Source organism: Blautia sp. SF-50 (genome assembly GCF_900101315.1).
Classification (GTDB): domain Bacteria; phylum Bacillota; class Clostridia; order Lachnospirales; family Lachnospiraceae; genus Blautia_A; species Blautia_A fusiformis.
The window spans coordinates 1-15,587 of record NZ_FMUW01000016.1; the positions used below are offsets into that span (position 1 = coordinate 1).

20 protein-coding genes and 1 tRNA gene are annotated in these 15,587 nt (G+C 43.9%); 4 read left to right on the top strand and 17 right to left on the bottom strand.

The window, feature by feature from the left end:
• From BLP57_RS10805 to BLP57_RS10815, 3 genes are all read right to left on the bottom strand, one after another.
• A partial coding sequence (locus BLP57_RS10805) for a helix-turn-helix domain-containing protein (RefSeq protein WP_139148842.1) occupies window positions 1-216 on the bottom strand: 216 nt, incomplete at its 3' end.
• Between the two features lie 137 nt (window positions 217-353).
• Window positions 354-695: an RNA polymerase sigma factor gene (locus BLP57_RS10810; protein ID WP_092071662.1), complete on the bottom strand. Its 342-nt coding sequence runs from the start codon at window positions 693-695 to the stop codon at window positions 354-356.
• A gap of 23 nt (window positions 696-718) precedes the next feature.
• A complete protein-coding gene (locus BLP57_RS10815) occupies window positions 719-1,123 on the bottom strand; it encodes an HIT family protein (RefSeq protein ID WP_015525628.1) in 405 nt (134 codons plus the stop codon).
• A gap of 130 nt (window positions 1,124-1,253) precedes the next feature.
• Between BLP57_RS10815 and BLP57_RS10820 the strand changes: the two genes are divergently transcribed.
• Window positions 1,254-1,928 carry a two-component system sensor histidine kinase NtrB gene (locus tag BLP57_RS10820; RefSeq protein WP_092071665.1) on the top strand — a complete coding sequence of 225 codons (675 nt, stop codon included), beginning with the start codon at window positions 1,254-1,256 and terminating at the stop codon, window positions 1,926-1,928.
• On the opposite strand, the gene BLP57_RS10825 is transcribed toward BLP57_RS10820, so the two are convergent.
• From BLP57_RS10825 to BLP57_RS10890, 14 genes are all read right to left on the bottom strand, one after another.
• Window positions 1,895-2,497, bottom strand: a complete 603-nt coding sequence (locus BLP57_RS10825; protein WP_092071668.1) for a rhomboid family intramembrane serine protease — start codon at window positions 2,495-2,497, stop codon at window positions 1,895-1,897. The two genes, BLP57_RS10820 and BLP57_RS10825, sit on opposite strands and share 34 nt — an antisense overlap.
• A 157-nt stretch (window positions 2,498-2,654) precedes the next feature.
• The gene (locus BLP57_RS10830) at window positions 2,655-4,061 is read right to left on the bottom strand and encodes a DUF6382 domain-containing protein (protein ID WP_207646708.1); all 1,407 of its coding nucleotides are present in this window, start codon (window positions 4,059-4,061) and stop codon (window positions 2,655-2,657) included.
• 25 nt (window positions 4,062-4,086) lie between these two features.
• Window positions 4,087-4,518, bottom strand: a complete 432-nt coding sequence (locus BLP57_RS10835) for a TadE family protein (protein ID WP_242872613.1) — start codon at window positions 4,516-4,518, stop codon at window positions 4,087-4,089.
• On the bottom strand, window positions 4,515-4,931 hold the full coding sequence (locus tag BLP57_RS10840; protein WP_139148843.1) for a prepilin peptidase: 417 nt from the start codon (window positions 4,929-4,931) through the stop codon (window positions 4,515-4,517). The genes BLP57_RS10835 and BLP57_RS10840 overlap by 4 nt, the downstream gene beginning before the upstream one ends.
• 11 nt (window positions 4,932-4,942) lie before the next feature.
• Window positions 4,943-5,542 (bottom strand): hypothetical protein, encoded by a 600-nt coding sequence (locus BLP57_RS10845; RefSeq protein ID WP_242872614.1) that lies wholly within the window; start codon window positions 5,540-5,542, stop codon window positions 4,943-4,945.
• Between the two features lie 195 nt (window positions 5,543-5,737).
• Complete coding sequence (locus BLP57_RS10850) at window positions 5,738-7,231, bottom strand: DUF5702 domain-containing protein (RefSeq protein WP_242872615.1); 1,494 nt, start codon at window positions 7,229-7,231, stop codon at window positions 5,738-5,740.
• Between the two features lie 59 nt (window positions 7,232-7,290).
• Window positions 7,291-7,461, bottom strand: coding sequence for a Flp1 family type IVb pilin (locus tag BLP57_RS10855; protein ID WP_044962312.1), 171 nt, complete (start codon window positions 7,459-7,461; stop codon window positions 7,291-7,293).
• Between the two features lie 44 nt (window positions 7,462-7,505).
• A complete protein-coding gene (locus tag BLP57_RS10860; RefSeq protein ID WP_021652833.1) occupies window positions 7,506-8,531 on the bottom strand; it encodes a type II secretion system F family protein in 1,026 nt (341 codons plus the stop codon).
• Between the two features lie 9 nt (window positions 8,532-8,540).
• Window positions 8,541-9,323: a type II secretion system F family protein gene (locus BLP57_RS10865; protein ID WP_175442979.1), complete on the bottom strand. Its 783-nt coding sequence runs from the start codon at window positions 9,321-9,323 to the stop codon at window positions 8,541-8,543.
• Window positions 9,320-10,510 carry a CpaF family protein gene (locus BLP57_RS10870; RefSeq protein WP_092071684.1) on the bottom strand — a complete coding sequence of 397 codons (1,191 nt, stop codon included), beginning with the start codon at window positions 10,508-10,510 and terminating at the stop codon, window positions 9,320-9,322. The genes BLP57_RS10865 and BLP57_RS10870 overlap by 4 nt, the downstream gene beginning before the upstream one ends.
• Window positions 10,507-11,520, bottom strand: a complete 1,014-nt coding sequence (locus BLP57_RS10875; RefSeq protein WP_021652830.1) for a hypothetical protein — start codon at window positions 11,518-11,520, stop codon at window positions 10,507-10,509. Before BLP57_RS10875 ends, BLP57_RS10870 begins: the two co-directional genes overlap by 4 nt.
• Window positions 11,517-12,029, bottom strand: coding sequence for a prepilin peptidase (locus BLP57_RS10880; protein ID WP_021652829.1), 513 nt, complete (start codon window positions 12,027-12,029; stop codon window positions 11,517-11,519). The genes BLP57_RS10875 and BLP57_RS10880 overlap by 4 nt, the downstream gene beginning before the upstream one ends.
• Window positions 12,030-12,264: 235 nt before the next feature.
• Entirely contained in the window at window positions 12,265-13,419 is a 1,155-nt protein-coding gene (gene nagA / locus BLP57_RS10885) for an N-acetylglucosamine-6-phosphate deacetylase (RefSeq protein WP_044962282.1), read from the bottom strand.
• A 79-nt stretch (window positions 13,420-13,498) separates the two neighbouring features.
• Window positions 13,499-13,570 (bottom strand) — tRNA-Glu (locus BLP57_RS10890).
• A 271-nt stretch (window positions 13,571-13,841) separates the two neighbouring features.
• On the opposite strand from BLP57_RS10890, the gene BLP57_RS10895 reads away from it, so the two are divergent.
• The 3 genes from BLP57_RS10895 to BLP57_RS10905 all read left to right on the top strand — a co-directional run bounded on the left by BLP57_RS10895 (window position 13,842) and on the right by BLP57_RS10905 (window position 15,565).
• Window positions 13,842-14,468, top strand: coding sequence for an SGNH/GDSL hydrolase family protein (locus BLP57_RS10895; RefSeq protein ID WP_092071688.1), 627 nt, complete (start codon window positions 13,842-13,844; stop codon window positions 14,466-14,468).
• 4 nt (window positions 14,469-14,472) lie between these two features.
• The gene (locus BLP57_RS10900; protein WP_022427138.1) at window positions 14,473-15,237 is read left to right on the top strand and encodes a GNAT family N-acetyltransferase; all 765 of its coding nucleotides are present in this window, start codon (window positions 14,473-14,475) and stop codon (window positions 15,235-15,237) included.
• Between the two features lie 127 nt (window positions 15,238-15,364).
• Window positions 15,365-15,565 carry a hypothetical protein gene (locus BLP57_RS10905; protein ID WP_021652824.1) on the top strand — a complete coding sequence of 67 codons (201 nt, stop codon included), beginning with the start codon at window positions 15,365-15,367 and terminating at the stop codon, window positions 15,563-15,565.
• The last annotated feature ends 22 nt before the right edge of the window (window positions 15,566-15,587 follow it).

Here is a 15,587-nt window from a genome sequence, read left to right on the forward strand (position 1 = left end):
ATAATTGTTTGCACAGGGAATAGGGGCAAATGCATCTGCGCTTCTTTCCCTGATAATGGAATGACGTCTGATTTCTTTGGATATGGTACTTGGATCCTTGCTTAATTCTATTGCAATACTTCTAAATGAATCACCGTTATTTAAATGCTGTTCGATTATAATACGTGCAGATAAGTCAAGATGTTTTTGGTTGCCTTTTGGTCTTCCTGTATTCATTTTATCCTCCTTCTGCACAGGCAGGGGATCATCTGCAGTAGTATTTTATAAAAAGAAGAAGGAAAAATCCATGCAGAAGTAATTTCTACAGGTATAGAATTTACTCTTGCAAGGTAGAATTTAAAAATTCATTTAACTTACATAAATTCTTTCTTCTCTTTACGCAGAAATACCTCTTCCGCATCGACCGAATTCTGTTCTTCCAGAAATGCCGCAACTTCTTCCTGACAGACAAACTCATGCTTGGAGCTTGATTTCTTTATATAATCCAAAGCCTTATTCATAGATGCCCTCTTGATCAGAGAAAACATCATCTTTTCATTATCAATATTCAGGCCATCCTTTATAGTATACATTTTGTAAAGTACATCCTGACTGACATCATCAGCAGCACTCCAGTCATGGAGAACCCCATACGCATACCCTCTGGATATTTTTCGGTATTTAAGATAAAACTCTTCAAATGTCTGATTATTCATTTTTCCTCTTTAGTGGCTATTTGTCATTCTTTAATTTTCTTTAAGATTTCATCTCTCACCTCATCGCTGAGTTCTCCGGGTTTCCAGGTTAAACCAACACCATCTCCCTCATATCTCGGAATCAGATGCATGTGAAAATGAAACACAGTCTGTCCTGCGATCTCTCCATTGTTCTGCACAACATTAAATCCATCACAGTTCAGTGCATCTCTCAGCTTTCCTGCCATTTTTTTAGCCAGGATCATTGCTTTTCCAGCAGTCTCATCCGGAAGTTCATAAATATTCGCTGCATGCTTTTTCGGCAGGATCAATGAGTGTCCTTTGCTTGCCGGTCCCAGATCCAGAATCACGCGAAATTCCTCATCCTCATAAAGTGTTGCTGATGGAATCTCTCCATTTGCGATTTTACAAAATATGCAATCTCCCATTATTTTGTCCTCCTTGTTTGCAAAATTATTTTATCTATATTCTTATTTTGTCGTATTTTCTCGAATTTTTCAATACTGTTCTTGTTGATATTTGAAATTTCTGATGTTAATATTTTTTCGAGGTGATAATATGTGCAACGATACTACAGTCAGTAAATTAAAAAACGATTTTCATTATACACTTTCAAAATTTTCACATGAACTCCGGAATCCTCTGACTCTTATTAACAGCGGACTCCAGATGATCGCATCTGCACATCCTGAGGTCAAAGAATATGAGCACTGGGATGATGTTATGGATAATCTTGATTATGTAAAAGAACTTCTTGATGAACTTTCTGCATTTAATAATGCAGGCCATGTCAAAAGAGAAAACATTGACACCTGCAGCTACCTCCGAACGATCCTTTCCTCCATAAAACCTACCCTGGATTATCTGGAGATCACGCTTGAAGCAGATATTCCGGATTCACTGCCATCGATAGCTCTTGACCGGATCCGTGTCCGGCAGATGCTTCTGAATCTTCTGAAAAACGCATGGGAAGCCGTTCCCGTTCCCGGAGGAAAGATTTCTTTTTCTGCCATTCCGGAAAATTCCGGCATCCGCATTGATATCCGGGATAACGGATGTGGAATCTCAAAGGAACAGCAGGCTACGATATTTCAGCCATTTTTCACAACCAAGGAATCCGGGACCGGACTTGGGCTTGCTGTTTCAAAACAGATTGCTCAGGCTCACAGTGGAGACATTACGCTTGAGAGCGCTCCCGGTCAGGGAACTGTTTTCCATATTTTTCTGGGATGATAAAAAATTACAGCGATCAGGAAACCACTCAACAAACCGCCTATATGCGCTACGTTATCCACGCCTTCACTTGCAAATCCGAAATACAGTGAAAATGCGGCCATGATCAGCATCTGTCTGACAGTCAGATCCGCCACTCTTCCTCTGTGCCTTATGATCACATAGATCATACCGCCCATGACTGCAAAAACAGCTCCGGAAGCTCCTGCAGATAAAGAAGCGTTTCCTGCATACATATCAAAAAACAAAGAGAGCATATTTCCGCCCAGACCACCAAATATATAGATCAGAAAAAATTTTATCTTTCCTGTTACCGGTTCCAGCCTCTGGCCAAGCACAAACAGAACCAACATATTATTGATCAGATGCGGCGCACCAAAATGCAGAAACATACTGCTAAACATCCGATACCACTGTCCCTGTTCCAGGATCAGCGGTGCATAAGCAGCACCGCATTCCAGCATATGCTGCCCGTTCTCCGAGCCGCCGGTAAATTCCACCACAAGAAAGATCAGCGTATTTATGAGGATCAGTAAAACTGTCACAGGTTCTTTTTTTATTTCTTCCAATTCCGGCCTCTTTCCACAGCGGTTCCGGAAATATTTCCCATAACTCGCTGTTATAATCTGAAAATTCGAATTTATTTCATTATTTTAACAGATTTTCATCAGGCGGACAACCTACTGTCCCATGTTAATACGATACAAAACTGGATTTTTCGCTCTGTTATTTCAAAAAAATATAACGGGCCTGTGCAAAATCGACTTCATCCTCATCCTCCAGCAAATAATCTTCTCCTGTTTTCAGAAGCTGTCCATTTACAGAAGTCCCATTTCTGGAGTTCAGATCTGCCAGATAATATGCCCCCTCCCTTTTTCGGATCTTAGCATGGATCCTGCTGACAGTTGGTATATTGATCACTGCATCCGCCGCAGTTTCCAGTTTTCCGATCACTGTGATATCTCTTTCCAGATAAATGGTAGCCAATTCCCCCGGTTCCCGGCTTACTAATGTAGCAGGACCTTTGGATGCACCTGCCGAAAGAACTACTGTTTCACCAAATCCATCTAAAAAATCTTCCGCTTTTGTCGGGATATTTTTTTTGATCTTTTCCAGTTCTTTTCTGCTGTCATCGGCATTGCTCCCTGACAGCGTACCAGATTCTTTCTGATCTTCAGAATATACAGCTGCCTCTTTTTCCGCCGCACCATATTTCTGCTCAGGCACCGGCGTATCCAGTTTTTTCTTTTTTCCACAGACTTTTTTGATCAGAATATAGCTCAGCATCCCCAGTATCATTGCTGCAAGAATTCCCAGAAGAAAAATTTCTTTGCTTATTCTTGGAATATATCCGCCGGCCATTCCTGCCGTAATTCCCAGAAGAAGTACCAATGCTGCACCAAATCCAGCCACTGGCTTCCATATTTTGTTTGTTTTTCGCTTCTGTGAGTCCGCTGAAGATTTTTTCTGTTTTTCATTTCCGGACACACTGGCTCTTTCCCAGCCTTCCACCTGCCACAGATCCTCTGCTTTTTCCTCCTCTGTCATCCTGTTTTCTTCCTGGACCACTGTTTTCTTTTTTTCATATGGAGAAAAATCTTCCTCGTCGCTGTTACATATTTTATATAACTCTTCCTTGATGTATTCCAGATGAAAGCTGTCCTCCAGTGCACGTCTGTATACATTATATCCCAACATGACCGCTTTTCCGTCTTCATGATCCAGCTTTGGAAGGATATACTCCGCAAGACTCTGAAACTGTTTCTGTATTTCCCCATGAAATCCCGGAAGATAACAAAATCGGACACTTTTTCTTTCCGCATCCAGATAGATATATTCCGGTTCCAGGATCAGCTGACAGGGATTCAAAAGATACTCGGACATTTCTTCCATGATCTGTATAAAGCCTCCCAGTATCACCTGAAGCGACTCCAGATCCATCTTTTTTTCCTCAAAAAGCGCAGTCATGGAATGCCTGGAAGTTATATCATAATACACCATGAATTTTCCGTCGATTCCCTGTATCCGACACTGAAGAAGATCAGGCACAGCATTGGCCACGATCATCCTTACCTGGTAAGAATCTGTATCGATTCTCTCATCTCCTGTCAGGATCAGATAATTATGATTCATATCTCTTTTATATTCCGTTCTCATTTTATGGCATCACCTCTCCCAGCATATCCACAGTTCCTTTTACCTTGCGGATCCATCCCACAGGCCGCAGAGGCTTTGCCTTACCACTGACTTCCAGCTTCCATTTCTGCCCCAGGAACCCGGCAGGTACTTCCAGTCTGTAAGTTACTTTCACAGTTTTTCCTGCATTTGTCTGCATGCTCAGATTCTCTCCTCCAGGCAGCCCGATATCTCCCAGCATTCTACCCTGTATATCCGCCTTTTCATATATGTTCCCTTTCTTTTTATATCCTTCCATACTGCCACTGACTGCTGCCTCATAAGCTGCCGCAGTGAGATATGCTCTGTCATGTACAAAAAAATCCAGATACAGCACTCCGATCAGTATCATAAGCACCAGAGGCATGAGCAATGCAGCTTCTATTGTAAAGCTCCCCTTTTTTATTTTTCTCACAAAAATATCCCTCCCAAATATCCGATCAACAGAAACGGTACAAAAGGAATTTCCTCACTTCGACTCTTTTTTAGCATAAGATACTCAATGCCTGAGTAGATTCCGCACAACAATAATGCACCACAGAGGATCCCTGCCAGTTCTCCGACTTCCAGCACAGAGCCCATTGTCAGTATCAGCAATCCGTCTCCAAATCCGACCATTCCTCCACTGATCAAAGCAATCAAAATTATAAATACTCCGATTCCCATGGAAATAATCCCTGCCGGCCAGAGAAGCCCCTGCCTGATCCGCCACAGGATCCCGCCTGCCAGAAATATAAAAAGCACCGGTAAACAGATTTCTTTTTTTCGGATATCTGTCCAGGTATTAATTACAAGAAGTACAGTCATGCAAATTTTTACACTGCTCATGATCTCTCCCTTCAGCCACATCGCCCGCAGGCACTCATTTCACCGGAAACCTCTGTTTCTTTCACCATCCGTACAGATCGTTTCAATGCGCTGCAGCTTTCCCTGTTATGAAAACGGTTACTCTTTTTTGTGATATATACCACTCCGGCCGGTTCCTGCCCACGACTGCACAGCTCACAGGCCTGATACTTTTCTCCATATGCATTTTTTAAAGCTTTAACCGAAGAGCCTGATATCTGCTGAACAGACAGATTCAGATAACTGCACCCCAGTTTTCTGTGATACACAGTTCCTGATTCTGTCACATACACCATAGGCTGGCTCTCCACTGTATCCTTTCCATTTTCGTATACCACACCATTCCACGTATGGACCTTTATCGTATTGTGAAACCATATTTTAGGAAGCGGGATCAGACCGCCTATGGGCTGATAGGAATATACGTCCGGCAATGTGATCGTTTCTGTACCTGAACCGCCGGCACCATACGCATACATACCTGCTTCCTTTGCTTTCTGGCACAAGCCGGTCAGATGCTCCGTCTGTACCTTGTAAATATCCATAAAAGAAAGCAGCGTGAGCACTCCGAAAAAAAACAGCGGCAAAACCATCGCAGTCTCCAGGGTGAGACTTGCTTTTTTCAGAAAGGTGCACAGGGATACTTTTCCAGAAAGCGTTTTCCGGCTTATCGGGGAAAGCAGGAAAAAAGCTCTTCGAGAGCGCCTTTCTCTTTTTTGATCCAGTCTGTTTATCTGATTTTTATCTTCTTTTTCTTTCTGAAAAAGCATCCCTGTACACCTCTCTTTCTATTCATACGCATACTGACGTGTAACTGTAAATATTTTCCGTCTGTTTGCTTTTACATCTGCAGACGCTTCCATGGCAGTGATACAGTGATCCATCTGAAAACCTGGTCTTTTTCCCTTTTCACGTACAGAGCACTCGATCATGTCCATTCCTCTCAGAACTTTATCCTGTTTTCCTTTCGCCATAAGCAGAACCTGAAGATAATCCTCATAAGACATTCCATTCCCTGCATCCTTTCTTGAAGAATCCAGTTTGTCCAGGATATTGGGCAGATTACTCAAAGACAGCTGCCAGTCTGAGGAGTTTTTTATAAGAGGTACATGTCCTCCTGCAAAAAGTTCCCGGACATCTAAAATACTCTCCGCAAATGCCCAGCAAAAGATCAGTGCTGCTTCGATCACTGCTGCCGCCGGTGGGATTAGAAAACCTGATGCAATCGCCAGCGCCAGTGTTTCGACCTGTATCCGTTTTCCACCATCTGAAAGCAGATACGCCATGTTAACCCCCTGACGGATCACCAGAAGTTTTCCTGCCACGGACTTCAGATTTTCCCGATCACTGTTCTTCCCTCCAAGAATATATTCCACCTGATAATTCAACCCCGCCGCTGCCGGTCTTCGATAATTTCCCAGTTTCTTTAGCAGATACTGTCCAAACAATATTCCGGACGTATACGAATTATCGGATCGTATATCCGTATCCAACATTAGTCCTGTCTGGAGCTTTCTTCCGGATGTAAGGCTTTTTCTGTCTGTAAACGCATCCGATATTCCCCGTTCGGATGGTACTACCAGATCAAGAAGTCCCATTTTACGGACTCTTCTGATGATCGGAATAGGATTTTCCACGCTTTCATCAACACCGCCGGTAAAATCATCCCCATTTCCTGCATCCGAAAAATCTCCCTGGTTTTTTTGTTGTTCCTGTTCTTTTTTTGCTTCTTCGCTCTTCTGCGCGGCGTCCGTAATAGCAGAATCATAGGAATCCAACGTTCCTTTATTTTCTGCCTGTTCTCCTTTTTTCTCTGCATCCTCTGTCTTCTTTTCCTGATCCTTCAGTTTTCCGAGAAGAGTCTGTACCCCCTGGCTTCCCAGAGTTTCACGCATATACTGAACAGCCTGCTGGTAAAAAATCTCGCCTTTTCCGTCGCTCAGAAGCTGATAACCATTGAATCCGCCCTGGAGAAGCTCCAGTTTCTGACTGTTCTGTTTCAATACAGGTTTCATATAAGTCTGAAAATCATCATATACAGAAGCCATATCCAGTTCTTCTTTTCCACCTGCATACAGTGCAAACAGCTCATAATCTTCCAAAAGCGTTCGGTCATACTGTCCAAATAAGGAATATAAGCCAATATCCATACTGTTAAGTATCTGTGTCCTGGCAGCTGCCATGCGTACAGACTCAATGCTGGCACACACAAGAGAAAGAACCAGGCTCAAGATCAGAGCCAGAAAGATCGTAATGCTGCCTTTTTTCACATTTCCTGCCAAGGGGTACCTCTCCTTTCCAAAACAAAAATATCAGCAGATATCACCGTTTTTTCTTATTTTCAGATCGTATTGCTTTGTTTTGTGATTTTTGTAAGGATTTTTTTAACAAGTGCTGTAAGCTGTTCCTTAAAGATGATGACCAGACTGATCAGAACCACCAGAATCAGGATGATCTCCACAACACCCACCGCATCCTCTTCCATCGCAAATTCTTTTACATACTTCCACATATTTTCATTTGTCACCTCACATTTCCTTTCTCTGTTCTCCAGTCCTACCCTCCGTAAAAGGAAAGGCATGCCGGCAGCATAATCACCGCCATCACCACCAGGAGCATCAAGACCATCGGAAGAAGCAGTTTTGTTGCTGCTGTATCTCCCAGCACTCTTGCTTTTCTTTTTCGCTCCTCCCAGGCTTCCACGGATTCCTTTTCCAGCAGATCGGCCAGATACCTGCTTCCTTTCTGGAGGTTCTGGATCAGTAGTGTTGACAGAGTTTTATACTTTACCTGTCCGCACCGTTCTCCAAATCTCCGGTAAGCCTCTGCTTCGGAAATCCCACTGTCCATCTCATAACAGGCTACTCGGATTTCTTCGTAAGCCTCACGTTTTTTACCATCTTCTCTCTTTCCGTAATCCAGTGCTATTTTCTGGAACGCTTTTCTGGCAGTTAAGCCTGCCTGCACCAGAAGGGTAAATTTCATGATCAGTCCTGGATAATCCATCAGCATCTGTTCTCTTCTTTTTATCTGAGCATTCTGTTCTTCCCGTTTTTTTGCAATGACAGCTGCTGCCGCTGCTGCCAGACCAAGAGCTGAAAGCAGGTTTCCTGTTTTGTCTTTTGGCTGCTCCCATTCAAGATGTTTTCCATTCCATTCATCTGGAAGATAATAGTACTGCGGATCGTTTTTTTTCTGATTATATTGTACGATCATGTCCTGCAGCTCTTTCTCGCGCTGCTGTTCTTCGCTAAGTTCTGTTTCCGGTTCTTCTTCGGATCCTTCTGTTTCTTTTTCCGGCACCTGCACATACAGGGAACCGGCTTCTTCTCCGTCTACAGATACTTTGAATTTCTCTTCATAAGCACCTGTCTCCTCTTTTTCCATACGGTATCCGGATGAATAAACCTTATCTCCGCCACTTTGAAATGTCAGAAGCATACCGATGATATTTCCGGTAAGCGCTATCCGTATAAACAGTTTCTTTTCTTCCGGATTTCCGGCTTCCGGAGGCAGCCGCCCCATTTTTCCTGCCAGAAACACCCCAAGGATCACCATAAATATCAAAATATGTATCCACATTATCCTCACCTACACTTCTATGTCTACAATCTTCACACCCAGCCAGTAAGACAAGCCATAGATCACCATGCAAACTGTCATGGCACAGATTCCGAAAGGATTCCCATAAAGTACATCCAAAAATCCCGGCGAAGTCAGTTTCAGATAGCAGATGATACCGGCCGGCATGATACTCATAACCATCTGTTCCGATTTCTTTGCGGCCAGCGTTGCCTCGATCTCTTTTTTTACCTCGATCTTATCACTAAGCATTCTGGCTACTTTCTGGATCACCTGCGTCATATCCCCGCCTGTTCTTTTTGCTGTATAAAATACTGCTGCGAAATTTTCAATATCTTCCACTCCGCTGCGTTTTCCCAGATCCAGGAACAGCTCTTCCACCGGAACACTCAGACGCAGCTGGCTTTCGATATACCGAAATTCATCCAGTATATCACATCCCTTTTCATAAAGTCTCCCCAGATCCTTTACACTGGCACGCACCGCATTCTCCGCGGAATAGCCGGCCTGTACCGCCACATTCATGGCCGTCAGAGCATCCCGAAACTGGTAATTCAGCTCCCTCTGCTGCCGTGCAGTGCATTTTTTCCTCTGCATTTTCAGAAAAAGCACTGGTATTGGAAGCATAAACAGCAACACAGGAAGGCTCTGATAAAACAGATAGTCGGCTACAGCGCATACGGCAGCTCCCTCCAGAAGATACTTTGCGGTCTCCTTCCCCGTAAAATGATACATCCTGTAATCTTTCCTCGTAGATCTCCATTTCTGATTCTTTCCTTTCCGCTCTTTCATAGTCTGATTCCTGCCCGTTTCATTTTTTCACAATGCAAAAGTTCTCCGGTTTTTACAAGTCCCTTTCCTTCTTCCCAGCGATACAGCGGCCTGGTCTGGATCTCTCCGTTTTCAAATCCACATACTTCTGTGATTTCCAACAGCTTTCTGCTTTTATCCCGCATACGCCCGAGATGTACCAGAATATCTACCCCGGAAGCGATCTGCCTTCGGATTGCTTCCAGGGGAAGATCGATTCCCATCAATGTCATCGTTTCAATTCTGGAAAGCATATCCTGACTGCTGTTTGCATGAAGTGTTGAAAGGCTTCCATCATGTCCCGTATTCAGGCTCTGCAGCATATCCACTGCCTCTCCTCCACGGACTTCCCCTACAATTATCCTGTCCGGCCTCATTCGAAGGGCTGACCGGATCAGATCTCGGATCGTTACTGACACCGCGCCCGCCATATTGGCCATTTTTGCCTCCAGACATACCAGGTTATCAATTCCCCGGATCTTAAGCTCCGCATTATCTTCAATGGTGATCAGGCGCTCATCTTTTGGAATATATTCTGTAACAGCTCCAAGGAATGTTGTTTTTCCACTGCCTGTACCTCCACCAATCACAATAGAATATCTTGCCTGAACAAGTTTTTTTAAAAACTGTGCACATTCTTCGGTGATGCTTCCAAAAGCGATCAGTTTTTCCATTGTGATAGGATCATCCGGAAAACGACGGATCGTCAGGATCGGACCATTCAGAGCAACCGGATAAACCACTGCATTCACACGTGCTCCGTTTTCCAGCCTTGCATCTACAATGGGCATGGACTCGTTGACAACCCGATTACAGCGCCCTACGATCTGCTGGATCACATCCTCCAGCTTCTCTTCTGACGTGAAGACCTTATTCCATCTGGTCAGTTTTCCTCCACGTTCCACAAAAATATGATCCGGACCATTTACCATGATCTCTGTAACACTTTCATCATCGATCAGTTCCTGCAGAACATCCAGCTTGCGCACAGAACAGAACAGCTCCTGTCTGAGCTCTACTTTCTCCTTCAGTGAAAGAAACAGTTCCCTTGCCTGAGTTAATATCAGTTCATCGATCACCCCCAGGATCTCATCATCGGACAGCTCTCTGGAAACATCCAGCTGTTCCATGAGCAGATCATACATTTCCCGGAATTTTTCTCTGTTCATGACCGCTCCTTTCTCAAAAGTTCACGGATATAATCTCCCAGTTCACTCCAGACCAGCTGTTCTACGTAAGCGTCAGAAGAGATCCTATCCATATGAAAGGGCAGATGCACCTTTTCTGTTTTTTCCAGGATCTTTTCTTTATTCCAGATACGCAGAAGATTTTCGAATTGTGTCACCTTACAGACAGAAAGTGTGTCATTCAAAACCGGCATATAGATTTTTCTGCACATTTCCAGAAGCCGGAAATCCTCATCTCCATTTTCTCCCATATCCAGGATCAGCACTTCATAGGAACTGTGAAGTACGATCTCCTGCAACAGCCGCTCCCAGTCTTCCCAGTCCACGGTCCGGATATCTGAAGGTGTTCTTACAGGCGGTATAAAATCCAGATTGTTTACTGTCTGGATCATTCCGTTCATTCTATGGATCAGGTTTTCATTTCCCTGGCGAACATAATAAAACAGATCACTCAGATTAGCCGGAAATTTTTTCCCAAGAAGTTCCTCAAAACCAGAATAGGATTCCAGATTCAGATAAAGAACGGCACGTTCTTTCGCCAGTATCTGTCCCAGCGCAAGTGCAAAGGATGTCTTCAGACATCTGCCAAGAGGAGAAAAAACACCGATGATCTCCATTGTCTTTTTCAACACAGGAAAAGTTACCGGATCAAGAGACTTCTCTTCTCCATAGCAGGCCATCACCTCCCTTATCACATCTGAGGAAGATTGATATTTATACACACTTGAATACTGATCCAGTTCCGGAGGATGCACACCCTCTGAAAGAATGATGATCTTTCCGATACCAAGGTCACGGACTTCTTTTCTCATTGCTTTATCGGAAATCAGCAGCAACTCAATATGATTTTCTTTTCCGTAGGCAATGAGACTTTCCGCCGTGGTAAATGCCTGGATCTCAAACGGAAGATTCTTTTTCTGGTTCAGATAATCCATAAAATTGAAAGCATAATCCACCTCCAGATCACAGACTGCAAATATGTTTTTCTTCAATACACACCTCCTGCATAAAGCACCGCACTCAAAAATATGGGTACCGTAAAATGAAAGTTCTCCGGAAAGCTCATCCCCTTTCTGTAATAAGGACGTATCTCACCGGTACAGTAAAACTCATTCATATACTGATATAAATAAAGGAATCGTCGGCGGATACCGCCTGTAGAAATAAGAATTGCCAGAGAAATGCCTGCACCTGCAAGCAGAGAATAAACAATACATTCCATAACTGTCCGCGGCCCCATGATCCCGCCAAGTGCGCACAGAAGCTTGATATCTCCGGCGCCGATCATATGGAATATAAAAAGGATTCCCAAAAGAAGCACCGGCACGGCCACTCCTGCCAGAAAGATCACTCCACCTTTCGGCCCGTTTTCTGTGATCTGGATCAGGAAACCGATCATAAAAGAAAAAAGGATCCATCCATTGTCTACAGATGCATCTTTAAGATCCATCCAGACCGCCATCGCAGATATCACCACGGATAATTCTCCATAAAGAAACATACACGCCCCCTTTCCTTCTTAAAATATATGTTTATTCAGTTATGATAAAAATGGGATTTCCCGCCTGACCTGGCGGTGATCGATACCAGAAGATCTCTGGTGAAATTAATTATAGAATTTCAGGAGCATTTTGTCCAGCATTTTCGTTCGACAAATTCTGACACGAATTTTGCTGTCATCTGCTCCTGAAATTCTTTTTATCTTTTTATTTTTTATCGTTTTATCTTCTATGATCCTATCGGATCTTTACTCCGTCCTTGATCACTGCTTTCAGTTCCAGATCCTGATCCAGCAGTACCACATGAGCTTTTTTACCTGCTTCCAGAGATCCGTACTGTTCTTCCACACCAAGGCTTCTGGCCGGATTTATGGTCGCGCAGGCCACGGCTGTTTCCAGCGGAAGCTCCATCTTTTTAACAACTGTACGCATACAATCCATCAGATTTGTGGCAGATCCTGCGATCGCACCGTCAGATACCAGCGTGGCAAGTCTTCCCACAACCTTAACATCCAGTCCGCCCAGTGTATACTGGCCGTCCGGCATACCGGTAGCTCTCATACTGTCGCTGATCAGGATCATCCTGTCAGCTCCCATCATCTGAAAGGTAGCTCGAACAACAGACGGATGGATATGGATCCCGTCACAGATGATCTCTGCCATAACATCCTTATTATCAAAAACAGCACCTACGACACCTGGTGCACGATGCGTAAACGCAGGCATTGCGTTATACAGATGGACTGCATGGTTTGCTCCTGCTCTGCATGCTTCCATTGCTGTATCGTAATCTGCATTAGTATGTGCCAGAGAAACATTGACCCTTTCATGAACTTCCCGGATAAATTCTGCTGCATGCTCACTTTCTTCAGGTGCAATCCCTATAAATTTTACCAGACCTTCCGAGGCCTTTAAAAAACGGTCACAGATTTCCACATTACATGGCAGGATATTCCTCGCATCCTGTGCCCCTTTTTTCGCCGGGCTGATAAAAGGCCCTTCCATATTGATCCCCAGAAAATCCGCCTTACGGCAGTCCTTTGTTTCTTTTTTATATTCTGCTGCTGTATGGAGGATCTGCTCCAGTTCCTCTACCGGTAAAGTCATAGTAGCCGGTGCAATCGCTGTAACTCCTACCGATGCCTCATATTCCGCGATCCTTCCGATCGCAGCCTTGTCTCCGTCGCAGAAATCATCTCCTTTGCATCCATGAAAATGCAGATCGATCAGTCCTGGAATGGCGTAGCAGCCTTTTCCGTCCAGAACATCCCCGTTAAGCTGCGGCGCATCCTTTTCTTCATAAACCTGTCGGATCTTATCCCCATCCAGGATAATCCCGCCTTTTACAAATGCTTTGTCCGGTGTAAAAACATACACATTATCAATGATCATAGTAAAACCTCCCAAAATCCCCATTTGTGATCATAAACAAAAAAGCAACCAGAAACATGTTCTGATTGCTTTCAGTTAATAGCCAGTACGGGAATCGAACCCGTGTTTCCGCCGTGAGAGGGCGGCGTCTTAGCCCCTTGACCAACTGGCCATATTCTTTTGTTTCTGTCGTTTGATTTCGTTTTTTGTTGTTTCCCTCAACCGACTTCGTTAGTATATAACACTTTCTTTCAAAATGCAAGTACTTTTTTTAATTTTTTAAAAAAATTTTCATGTTTTTCACGTTTATTCGTTTTTTACCCATTTTCCGGTATTTCGTACGCTTGACCACTGCTGATGTAAGTGCTACTATCAAAGCACCAATACGAAAATAATCGACTGCGGATAATGATCCGCCCGGTATAACAGAAAGAAGGAATTGGATGACTCGCATTTTGTGTCTCGGAGACAGTATCACAGATTGCGGACGGCTTTTCTCCACAGATCCTCTTGGAAAAGGATATGTGAAGCAGCTCTCCTGTCTGCTTCATAACACAGATCACCGATTTTCCATTGAAAACAGAGGTATTGATGGTTTCACACTGGAACGGCTTCTTCAGAACACAGATTTCTGGCTGGAAAGCTCTGATCCGGATATTGTTACCGTCCTGATCGGGATCAATGATGTGGGGATCATGATGAACACCCGCCGTTCATCTGCACAACAGCAGGATCTGATGAACAAATTTGTCACCCGTTATGAGCTCCTTGCAAAAAAGCTATCCTGCACAAACTCCCGGAAACGAAAGCTCTATTTCCTGGAACCCTTTGTTTTTCCATGGCCACGCTGCTACGCTTCCTGGGCTCCCCTTCTTTCACAGATGTCCGTGCATATTAAAAAGATCAGTCAGGATCATGGCGCCGTTTTTCTCCCGCTGCAGAACGATCTGGATCAGGAAGCTGCACGGTCCGGGCCTGCATCAATAACTTCTGACGGTATCCATCTCACACCACAGGGGCATCAGATCCTGGCAGATAAACTTTATAAATTGATCATATCAGAAAGGTAATACTATGGAAACAACGATCAAAAAAATCGAAGATATGTCACTGAACGCATGGCCTTCCCATAAAATGGAACTTTATGACGGATGGATCTTACGTTTTTCTTATTTCTATACGCACAGGACCAACAGTGTGGAACAGTTCGGAACCTCCACACTTCCATGGCGCGAAAAAATCCCCTACTGCGAACAGGTCTATAAGCGTCTGGGAACTCCTGCGATCTTTAAGATCAGCCCCCTTGTATCCCCGGATTTTGACTATATGCTGGAAAACAGGGGCTATTCCGTTCAGCACATAACAAATGTTATGACTGTAGACCTGGACAATGCCGTTCTGGATGCGCCTGTCACCGATGTGCTTTTTTCCAATGAAATTCCGGATTTCTGGATCCACAGCCTTTTTGACTTGAAAAGAACTACAAATCCGATCCATCGAAGCGTCGTTCCTTCCATGTACCGTGCCATTCTTAAGGAAACTGTCTGCGCTTCCATAACAAAAAACGGCGAGATCATTGCCACAGGTCTTGGAATCCTGGATCGCGACTACATCGGTATCTATGCCATTCATGTGCGTGAAGATTATCGCCGCAGAGGATATGCCCGTCAGATCTGTACCGGTCTTCTCAATGAGGGCAAAAAAAGAGGCGCCAGCCACGCTTATCTTCAGGTGGTAAAAAACAATACTTCCGCAGAAAAGCTTTACAGCTCTCTTGGATTTCAGTATTCCTATACCTACTGGTTCCGTGTTCAGCCTGTAGGAACACGTTTTCAGTAAATGCATGGATTTTCCGTAAATCCCTGTAGAAATCAAAAAATCTTTTTGCTATAATACCCTTAATATGTATAAAATCTTTCCTGCCTTCATATACTGATCCTTATCAATCAATAAGGAGACTGATCCGATGAACGATCCGCAGGAAAAAAACACCCAAAATCCCTATCATATTTATTACGATAATTATCTGGATACCAATGCCTGTACTGAATGCACGGGTCTGATCAACCATGGAATCGACAGCCGTGAGCAATGGGATTCTTTCCGCCAGATATTTGACTTTATACCGGCGTCGGAAACCCATGATCTTACAGATAAACAGGACTGACCGTTATCCCGGGTCGGAGGAC

What these genes read in the sequence shown, in the direction of transcription:
- BLP57_RS10810 (WP_092071662.1), bottom strand. Translation starts at nt 695, where the DNA reads ATGAATAATCAGACATTTGAAGAGTTTTATCTTAAATACCGAAAAATA.
- BLP57_RS10815 (WP_015525628.1), bottom strand. Translation starts at nt 1,123, where the DNA reads ATGGGAGATTGCATATTTTGTAAAATCGCAAATGGAGAGATTCCATCA.
- BLP57_RS10820 (WP_092071665.1), top strand. Translation starts at nt 1,254, where the DNA reads ATGTGCAACGATACTACAGTCAGTAAATTAAAAAACGATTTTCATTAT.
- BLP57_RS10830 (WP_207646708.1), bottom strand. Translation starts at nt 4,061, where the DNA reads ATGAATCATAATTATCTGATCCTGACAGGAGATGAGAGAATCGATACA.
- BLP57_RS10840 (WP_139148843.1), bottom strand. Translation starts at nt 4,931, where the DNA reads ATGAGCAGTGTAAAAATTTGCATGACTGTACTTCTTGTAATTAATACC.
- BLP57_RS10845 (WP_242872614.1), bottom strand. Translation starts at nt 5,542, where the DNA reads ATGGTTTTGCCGCTGTTTTTTTTCGGAGTGCTCACGCTGCTTTCTTTT.
- BLP57_RS10855 (WP_044962312.1), bottom strand. Translation starts at nt 7,461, where the DNA reads ATGTGGAAGTATGTAAAAGAATTTGCGATGGAAGAGGATGCGGTGGGT.
- BLP57_RS10860 (WP_021652833.1), bottom strand. Translation starts at nt 8,531, where the DNA reads ATGTGGATACATATTTTGATATTTATGGTGATCCTTGGGGTGTTTCTG.
- BLP57_RS10865 (WP_175442979.1), bottom strand. Translation starts at nt 9,323, where the DNA reads ATGAAAGAGCGGAAAGGAAAGAATCAGAAATGGAGATCTACGAGGAAA.
- BLP57_RS10870 (WP_092071684.1), bottom strand. Translation starts at nt 10,510, where the DNA reads ATGAACAGAGAAAAATTCCGGGAAATGTATGATCTGCTCATGGAACAG.
- BLP57_RS10880 (WP_021652829.1), bottom strand. Translation starts at nt 12,029, where the DNA reads ATGTTTCTTTATGGAGAATTATCCGTGGTGATATCTGCGATGGCGGTC.
- nagA (WP_044962282.1), bottom strand. Translation starts at nt 13,419, where the DNA reads ATGATCATTGATAATGTGTATGTTTTTACACCGGACAAAGCATTTGTA.
- BLP57_RS10895 (WP_092071688.1), top strand. Translation starts at nt 13,842, where the DNA reads ATGACTCGCATTTTGTGTCTCGGAGACAGTATCACAGATTGCGGACGG.
- BLP57_RS10900 (WP_022427138.1), top strand. Translation starts at nt 14,473, where the DNA reads ATGGAAACAACGATCAAAAAAATCGAAGATATGTCACTGAACGCATGG.
- BLP57_RS10905 (WP_021652824.1), top strand. Translation starts at nt 15,365, where the DNA reads ATGAACGATCCGCAGGAAAAAAACACCCAAAATCCCTATCATATTTAT.